The organism is Algibacter amylolyticus (genome assembly GCF_014202225.1).
Lineage (GTDB): Bacteria > Bacteroidota > Bacteroidia > Flavobacteriales > Flavobacteriaceae > Algibacter_B > Algibacter_B amylolyticus.
In genome coordinates, this window is record NZ_JACHGE010000005.1 from 252,516 (window position 1) to 262,096 (window position 9,581).

7 protein-coding genes are annotated in these 9,581 nt (G+C 34.8%); all 7 read left to right on the forward strand.

Annotated features, from left to right (window positions below):
* Nucleotide 1 precedes the first annotated feature (1 nt).
* On the forward strand, nucleotides 2-1,402 hold the full coding sequence (locus HNQ90_RS11885; RefSeq protein ID WP_144116104.1) for an amidase family protein: 1,401 nt from the start codon (nucleotides 2-4) through the stop codon (nucleotides 1,400-1,402).
* Nucleotides 1,402-4,758 carry a bifunctional amidotransferase subunit GatB/aspartate--tRNA ligase AspS gene (gene gatB/aspS / locus HNQ90_RS11890; protein WP_144116103.1) on the forward strand — a complete coding sequence of 1,119 codons (3,357 nt, stop codon included), beginning with the start codon at nucleotides 1,402-1,404 and terminating at the stop codon, nucleotides 4,756-4,758. The genes HNQ90_RS11885 and gatB/aspS overlap by 1 nt, the downstream gene beginning before the upstream one ends.
* Nucleotides 4,759-4,763: 5 nt before the next feature.
* Nucleotides 4,764-6,029, forward strand: a complete 1,266-nt coding sequence (locus HNQ90_RS11895; RefSeq protein WP_144116102.1) for a YCF48-related protein — start codon at nucleotides 4,764-4,766, stop codon at nucleotides 6,027-6,029.
* Nucleotides 6,030-6,228: 199 nt separating this feature from the next.
* Nucleotides 6,229-6,705: a hypothetical protein gene (locus HNQ90_RS11900; protein ID WP_144116101.1), complete on the forward strand. Its 477-nt coding sequence runs from the start codon at nucleotides 6,229-6,231 to the stop codon at nucleotides 6,703-6,705.
* 152 nt (nucleotides 6,706-6,857) lie between these two features.
* Nucleotides 6,858-7,343 (forward strand): hypothetical protein, encoded by a 486-nt coding sequence (locus HNQ90_RS11905; protein WP_183822347.1) that lies wholly within the window; start codon nucleotides 6,858-6,860, stop codon nucleotides 7,341-7,343.
* Nucleotides 7,344-7,552: 209 nt separating this feature from the next.
* Nucleotides 7,553-8,203: a PH domain-containing protein gene (locus tag HNQ90_RS11910; RefSeq protein WP_144116099.1), complete on the forward strand. Its 651-nt coding sequence runs from the start codon at nucleotides 7,553-7,555 to the stop codon at nucleotides 8,201-8,203.
* Nucleotides 8,204-8,724: 521 nt separating this feature from the next.
* Nucleotides 8,725-9,363, forward strand: coding sequence for a hypothetical protein (locus HNQ90_RS11915; protein WP_144116098.1), 639 nt, complete (start codon nucleotides 8,725-8,727; stop codon nucleotides 9,361-9,363).
* Nucleotides 9,364-9,581 lie beyond the last annotated feature (218 nt).

Consider the following 9,581-nt stretch of genomic DNA (forward strand, 5'->3'; position numbering starts at 1 on the left):
TATGAGTTCTCAAATACACAGTATTCATCAGCAATTGGTGAACAAAGACATAACTTGTACCGCTCTGGTTCAAGAAAAATTAGATCTTTTAAAACAAAACACAAACAATACGGTAAATGCATTGCTAGATACTTTAGCTCTGGATTTAGCCGCAAAAGTAGATGCCAAAATTGCAAACGGCGAAACTATTGGCCTGCTAGAAGGTATTCCTTTTGGTATTAAAGATGTGTACATGGTGCAAGGCACATACACAACAGCAAGTTCAGATTTACTTAAAAATTACAAATCGGCATACACAGCAACGGCCATCCAAAAATTATTAGATGCCGGAGCCATTCCGTTGGTAAAAGAAAACTGCGATAGTTTTGGTCATGGTTCTTCTAGCGAAAACACCATTTTTGGCGCAGTAAAAAACGCTATTAACCCAGACTTAGTTGGTGGTGGTTCTAGTGGTGGTTCTGCAGTAAACGTAGCTAAAGATTACACGGTATTTTCTATTGGTGGCGATACTGGTGGTTCTGTACGTCAGCCTGCTGGTTACAATAATGTGTATGGTTTAAAACCAACTTACGGGCGTATTTCTCGCTACGGTTTAATGGCCTACGCATCGTCTACAGACTGTGTTGGTCCTATTGCTAAATCTATCGAGGATATTCGTATTGTACTTAACGTAATGAGTGGAAAAGATGCTAAAGATCAAACCACTTACGCTTCCGCGGAAATTACACCAGATAGCATTGCAAATTCCAACACCATTAAAACCGTTGGGTACTTTAAGAATTTTATTGAAAACGATTCTATTGATGCTACTATTAAAGCAGATTTTTTAGCAACCATCGAAAAAATAAAAGCTAAAGGCATTGCCGTTAAAGCTTTAGATTTCTTTGAATCTGAAACCTTGGTATCAACCTACTATACTTTGGCTATGGCCGAAACCGCATCTAACCTATCAAGATTAGATGGTACAAATTACGGTAACCGTATTGAAGGCGATAATTTAAAAGACACGTATGCCATTACCCGTTCAGAGAATTTTTCGGAAGAAACAAAACGCAGAATTGTTGGTGGTAACCAAGTATTATCTCAAGGATTTTCAGATGCTATTTATTTAAAAGGCTTAGCCTTAAGAGATGCTATTGCAGAAAACTTCGAAAAAGATTTTTCGGCAGTAGATATTATCATTTCTCCGGTTACACCTAACACGCCGCCTAAAATTGGCGATAGTTTAAAAGACCCACACGCTATGTATTTAAGCGATGCATACACCGTTGGTTTTAGTTTGGGGCAATTACCAACCTTAACGGTACCTCAAGGCACTGCAACAGGCCTGCAAATTACGGCAGCAAAAAATAACGACGAACTTGTTTTGAAGTTTGCTAACTTCTTAAAAGATACGATATAATGGATTTAGAGCAATTAAACGACGCACTTAAAAAACACGAATTAGAGTTAGTTATCGGTCTGGAAACCCACGTTCGATTAAACACTAAAACCAAATTATTTTGTTCTTGTGCTAATCAAGAAATAGAACAACCAAATCAAAATATTTGTTCGGTTTGTACAGGGCAAATGGGTGTTTTACCTGCCATAAATAAAGAGGCTATTACTAAGGCTATTTATTTTGGAAAGGCTGTAAAATCGACTTTTAGTAACGAGGTTATTTCTTGGGATAGAAAGCATTACGAGTATCCAGACAACCCGAAAAACATACAAATTACACAGTTTCATAATCCGGTAATTCCAGACGGACAAGTGTCTTGTTTCCGTAATGATGGTTCGCAATTTACCGTTAACTTAACGCAAGTGCATATAGAGGAAGATGCTGCGAAATTGATGCACGAGAAAAAAATCTCGTTAGTCGATTTTAATAAAGCCGGTGTACCGTTAATTGAAATTGTAACCGAGCCATGTGTGCGTCATATCGAAGATGCTTCAACCTACGCGCAATACATTCAGCGTATTGTTCAAAACTTAGGTATTTCTGAAGCTAACCTTGAAAAAGGAGAATTTAAATCGGATGTCTCTGTATCGCTTCGTAAAAAACACGATTATAATTTAAACCCACGTACCGAAATAAAAAACTTAAACTCGTTTAAGTTTATGGTCGATGCGTTAAAAGAAGAAGTTGAAAAACAACTTAACTATTTCTTAGAGCATAAAGAGTTTAGACCAGACCAAACCACGGTGTTATGGGATGCCGAATTAAAGCAAACCAAAACCATGCGTAAAAAGGAATTCGAGGCCGATTACCGTTTTATTTCGGAGCCCGATTTACCTTTTGTAAGCATAAAAGATGTGGTTGAATCTATTGATGTCGATTTAAGCACTTTACCCTTTGCAGTAGAATCTATTTTAATTAAAGGTGGCGTATTACCACAAGATGCTAAGTTTTTTACAGCCGATTCATTGCGTTCTGAAACCTTTGTGGCGATAAACAATGTGTTGAAAGAACCATCTTTTGTTGCAAAAACCTTAACGAATAATATAAAAGCAGAAGACTATACAAAAATAGAAAATGTTTCAGATTTTATTGCCATATTCAGCCTGTTTAAAGATGATAAAGTTACTTCTGTTTTAGCACAAAACGCTATTAAATCGCTATTAGAAAACCCTAGTTTCGATTACAAAACATATTTTGAAGCGAATACCATTTCAGAATCTAAAATTGAAGATGCTATAGCCAAAGTAATTTCAGAAAACGAAGCCGTAGCAAACGATATTAAAGCAGGAAACCAAGGAAAAGCAGGTATTCTTGTTGGAAAAGTCATTGCGATTATTGGTAAAGGTGCCTCAGGAAAAGTAATTCGCGAGGGGATTCTTGCTGCTCTGGCTGGAGAGGACAGAAGCACGAAGACCGAAGACGGAAGTAACACGAATGTCAGGCTGAGCACAGTCGAAGTCCAATCAAAAACAAAAAAGGAAGAAGAAATTCTACCAGAAATTCCAATTATAATAAAAGACACGTATAGAACACACGTCATCTCTGATATTTCGGACGATAGTATTTCTAAAAACGTAACGCTTTCTGGTTGGGTGTCTAGTGTGCGCGACCATGGCGAATTAATGTTTATCGATTTACGCGATTCAAGCACACAGGTATTTCAAGTTCGATTAAGTAGAGAATCTTTTGCTAATTTAGATGAGTTAGTAAAACTGAAACCAGAATCGGTTATTACAGTTTCTGGAACCATCATGCAACGTAAGGAGGATGATTATAACGCCGCTTTAAGAACCGGTAAAATTGAATTAGAAGCTAAAGATTTAGAAATTTTAAACCTTTCTAAAACCTTACCATTTGAAATAAAAAGAGCAACCAAAACTAACGAAACGGTTCGTTTTCAATATAAATATCTAGATCATAGAAATGACGATGTTCGTAGAGCTATTGTAAATCGCCATAAGGTGATTAAAATGATGCGTGATATTTTGGACGACCAAGAGTTCCTAGAAATTGAAACGCCTATTTTAAGTGCTGGAACCGATGAAGGTGCGCGCGAATTTATTGTACCAACACGTAAGCAAGCTGGTTCGTTTTACACGCTTCCGCAGGCACCACAACAGTTTAAACAAATGTTGATGGTAAGTGGCTATGAAAAGTATTTCCAGATAGCACGTTGTTTTAGAGATGAAGATTCTCGAGGCGATCGCCAACCAGAATTTACACAGTTAGATATTGAAATGGCTTACGCTAGCATGCAACAAATTATCGATTTAAACACGAATATGTTTAATGCTATTGTTGAAAAAATATATGGTAAAAAATGGATATTACGTCCGTTTGAAGTGATTACCTATAAAGAAGCCATGGATAGTTATGGTTGCGATAGACCAGATTTACGTTTCGGTTTAAAACTACAAGACATTACGGCGTTTGTAAAAGATACGACCTTCCAAGTGTTTAGCAAACCTATTGAAGATGGCGGTATTGTAAAATGCATTAAAGTTTCGGCCGAAGAGCAAGGAAACAAACGTTTATCGAAAGGGCAAATTGAAAAACTAACTACTTTAGCACAAAGTCATGGTCTTGGTGGTTTAGCATACATTATTGTAAACGAAAACGATTTACAGTCGCCAATTATTAAGTTTTTAGGCGAAGATATTGCCGCAGCAATCATTAAAACAACCAATGCACAAGTTGGTGATATTGTATTCTTTTCGGCAGCAGATTATGCAACAGCCAACAAAGCTTTAGATGCTGTACGCCAAGAATTAGGTAAAATGTTACGTTTGATTAACCCTAAGGAATTAAGACCTGCTTGGGTTATTGATTTCCCAATGTTTGAAAAAACAGACGAAGGCCGTTGGACGTTTACACACAACCCGTTCTCTATGCCAGCTATTTATGATATTGAAAAACACATGAATGGTAAGGAAGAGGAAATTGGAAGCATTATTGCCCAGCAATACGATTTAATTTTAAATGGTTACGAAATTGGTGGTGGTTCTGTACGTGCGCACAAACCAGAAATTTTAGAGGCTACATATAAAAACATGGGCTACAATAAAGAAGAAATGATGAAGAGTGTTGGCACTATGTATAAAGCGTTCCATTATGGTGCACCACCACACGGCGGCATTGCTTGGGGTGTAGATAGATTAATGATGATTTTAGAGAAAAAAGCATCTATTAGAGAAGTAATGGCGTTTCCAAAAACAGGAACTAGTGAAGATTTACTCTTTGGAGCTCCTTCTCCTCTATCTGATAAAAAGGTTGAAGAAATGAACGTAAGAATTCTAAAAAAATCAACTGTAATTTAGCTCCTATGAAATTCACTTACCTTTTACTGCTAATAAGTTTAAGTTCGTTTGCACAAACATGGCAAGCGGCTCCTAATATTGTTACAAATACTGATGGCACCCGTTTTGACGATGTGTTTTTTTTAAACGACAATTTAGGTTGGGCAGCAAATGGGCAACATGGTGCTATTTTTAAAACTACCGATGGTGGTTTAAACTGGACCGAACAATTAAACCATTCGGAGTTACCAGACAATAACTATTATTTTAGAAATGTTGAATTTTTAAACGAAAACATTGGCTTTGTAGGGACTTTAAACGGTGCCTTTTACAAAACAGTTGATGGTGGCGATAACTGGACAGAGGTTAATATAAGCCCTAACCCAAATGCTATTTGCGGCATTAATGCTGTGGGGAGCTCTACAATTTATGGTTGTGGTGCTTATTTTCAACCGGCACATCTTATAAAATCGACCGATAGTGGCGATACCTGGACTTATACCGATATGTCTGCCTACGCAAACGCCTTAGTAGAAGTTAAATTTTTAGACGAATTAAAAGGTTTTGCGGCCGGCAGAAACAGTACAGGCGCTATCGTGTTAAAAACAACCGATGGTGGCGTTACATGGTCTAACATTTACCAAGCCACTATTTCTGGCGAATACGTATGGAAACTTCAAATTCTAGATGGTAACCCTAATGTAATGTTTGGAGCCATTTACACCTCGCAAGCAAACCCTGGGAAACTTATAAAATCATTAGATGGTGGTGTTACATGGACAAGCCACGATGCACCAGAAAGCGGCATTGAAGCTGTTGGGTTTATTTCGGAAACTAAAGGCTGGATGGGAGGCCACACAACAGGTTTTCATGAAACCAACGATGGCGGACTCACTTGGACCGACTTAAACATTGGCGGTAACTTAAACCGTATTTTTGTAATAAATAGCACCTTGGCTTATGCTGCAGGAGCATCGGTTTACAAATACACCACACAAACACTACACACTAACAATTCAGAAATTTACAGAAAAGATCTTGATATTACCTTATCTAAAAACCCTGTGGATAAGCAGTTGGAATTTACCATAAATTATAATGTTGGCGACAACATACTTATTGAATTATATAGCAGTTCAGGCGCCTTTATAAAGCAGTTAACAAGAGACTCTATTAAGGATAAAAGCAGTAAAACCTACTCGTTTAGCGTAAACGATTTAGCTTCTGGATATTATATATTAGATTTTCATAGTAACACAGGTCGTACCGCTAAAAAGTTTATTAAATTGTAATTAGTTATTTATAATTACGGGTGGTATAACTCCCAATAAAACGAGCCTAGTTTTAAACGACTAGGCTCTTTTTATTTTTGTAAGAAAATTTAATTATATTTACCGGATAACAACGATAAAAAACTAACTATATCATGTTTTATTTCCGGGATATGAAACATAGATGTAATTATATAACGAGTTACCATACATTTAAGAAATGACGAACACATTAAAATATTTAGGACTGATTTTAATATTATCTGTTATCGGATTTTTAATTCGAGATTACTTTTTTGACATTTCTTTTTCCCAAATAGAGAATGAAAACACTCAAATTGTTAGCCGAAATATGAGCGGACAATTTTATTCTCATATTATATTCGCTTTGTCAATCGGAATTATTCCTCTTCTATATCTGATTATAAAAAAAATAACAAAACTGAATTTTATGAAACAAGGTTTAATTTCTTGTGGAATAATACTTGTTAGTGGAATTTTACTTTGGCAATTCAGAATATTTCAACTAAACAGTAGGTTTCAAAAACTATCTGAATTTGATATTGGAAACGGAATTCAAACTCAAATGGATTTTGATAATCTGAATTTCGGACGATATTTATTTATTGGATTTTTAATCGGAACAATATTAAGTATTTTGATTTTCAAGAACAGAAACAAAACAGTTACGGAATAGAATAACGTATGGTAACACCGTATAAAAATAATTGCGGTTCAGTGCTTAATCAAAGGTCGTTGCGCGTTTGTAACGTCTGATTTTCCTTCGGAAAATCCTCGCATACAAACCCGCAACTATTCTTATACATAAACGTTGTGGCTAATTTGAGAATGACCAGAAATAAAGTGAAAATAATTGATTTAATTTACATTGGAATTTACATTCTGTTCGGCGGACTTATATGCTTTTTTTATAAGTTCTCTATTTTCCCCCAAAAAACTATTAACACATTACTTTTAGTTTTGACTTTCGGCGGACCAATATCTCTTTTTTGGATGTATTATCAAAGATTTAGAGAAAAGTTAATTACATTAATTTGGTTCGGAATTGGACTTATACAATGGTATATATTAAATGGCTTAAAAAGAAATTCGGATTTTGATTCAGCGGTTGGATCTTATGCAGATTATGACAAAACATTAATCGGACTTGTAATCATTTTGACATTATTCAGAATAATAAGTTTAGTTTTCACAAAACAAGAATTTATGGTTGCAGCTTGGTTTTCACCAAAAGACGACCGAAAATTGAACATTTTGGATACTGTATTTACATTTGTCGGATTTTTAAGCCTAATTGGATTAAGTGAAATATAAAAAACTAGCCACAACAAAGTATATAAAAAATTGCTAGTTTTACCTAAACCAAAGTTTGTTGCTCGTTTGTTAGCTTCTGATTTTCCTTCGGAAAATCCTCGCACACAAACACGCAACATTTCATATACATAAACGTTACCCAACATTTGAGAAAACACTACGAAATAAGCAACAAACTTCTGAAAGGACTACTTTTTGACAACCTCAAAATGATAGCACTTTTAATTATCGTATTGCCTTTTTATTGGAAATGGAGAAACGGAACCGAATTTGTTCTTGACCAACAAATAATCATAATCTTTAGTGTAATAGTCTTGATTATGAACATTCCATCTTTATTAATCTATCTCAATTATTACTTTGAAAACAAAGACACTTCTTTTACTTTGGACTTTAACTCAAAACAAATTGAAATCACTCAAAATGGATTAACTAAAGTGTACACCATAAATGATGTTGCTGAATCTAACTATCATCTCGGAATTTATTACAAAAATGCAATAGATAGAGCTGGACGGATTCCAATGCTCGTATCTGACTTTGGATATTGGGATTTGAAATTTAAAAATGGAGACAGATATTATTTAACAAATATTCTTCACGACTTTATACACGACACTCCTTTTTTAGGGAAAACAAAATACCGATTTAGAATGTTTACTTACATTAATAAATCGGATTCTAAAAAAGCGGTTGAATTAAAAGAAAAAAGAGAAAAAACTCGAATTGAAAAGTTCGTTGAACAATATGAGTCGAAAAACGAAAAACAATTAATTCAAATTTTGGACAATAGCAAAAACTATCAAAAAGAGGCTGTTGAAGCGGCTAAAATAGTTCTGAAAAATAAAAACGTTGGGTAACATTGTATAAAAATAATGCGTAAGTTTATTCCTAAATCTAAAGTTAGTGCTTGTTTGCTTGCATCTGATTTTCCTTCGGAAAATCCTCGCACTCAAACTACGCACTATTCTTATACGTAACCGTTAGCTACAATTACTCGGAAAAATTACCAACCAAAATTCTGCCAAGCTTTACGCTGAAAAAACCACTCAAAATCGGAATTAAATATTGCGGAATAATTTACTAGTCTGTTGAATTTACTCTTGCGGAATTTAGCTAGTTGCGGAATAGTCACTCCAACGGAATTAAAAAAACAAGATCACTTTTCGGACTTAACTCGGAATTGAGCAATTTAGCGGAATAAAAAAAGCGTACTTACTCGAATGTCTCGTAAAAGTAGCTAACAACGCATAAAAAAAATTGCTATATTTAGAACTAAATTTAAAGGTCGTTGCCCTTTTGCTACTTCTGATTTTCCTTCGGAAAATCCTCGCTCGCAAAAACGCAACTATTTTTATACAAAACCGTTAGCAAACATTTGATGACAAACTTCCGTATCTTAATATTAATTCTCGTTTTTGGACTAATTTCCTGTTCTGAAAAAAAGAAGAAAGCGGAATTAAAACAAGTCGAATCACAAAAGACAGTTGACAAAGAAAAATATGACCGATTTTGGATTACATATGAGTATCCGAATAACTTTAGTGAAAAGGTTGAAGTTTATATTTCCAAAGAAAATGATACAATCTTAAACCAAGTTATAAATCTGAAAAACGGAATTATTGACTCTACCAAAAGTCGGTTTTTTCAATTTAATCTTGTGAAATCGGAAAAAACAGATACTTACAACGGAATTTTCAAATATTACTCGGACTTCGACTCGAATCCAAAGAATGTTAATAAAGAAAAGACTTTGAGCCTATCGATTTTTCAAAAATCAAGAGACAGTTCCTATTATCAAACGTTCGAATCTAAAGCGAGTAACCAAGTTGAATTTGAGCTTGTGAATTATGAAAGTGACCAATTAGTCGGTATAATGTCGGAAAGGAGGTTTATCCAATTTTTTGATGAAAACGGAAAGGATATGCTGAATTTTATAACAACAGAAATGGCTGTTGACAACAAACCTAAAACACATAATATCGGAATTGAAATTTATGAATTAAATAAAAAACGTTAGCTAACAACGTATAAAAATAATGCGTAGTTTAGTGCTTAATCAAGAGTTAGTGCATTTTTGTTACGTCTGATTTTCCTTCGGAAAATCCTCGCACACAAAACCGCACTATTCTTATACAAGACCGTTACCTCTAATTACGCACTCACTCAAATCCAAAAAAATCTGAATTGAAAAACGCGGAATTAATCACTCAAAATCTGAAATTATTGAGTGACGGA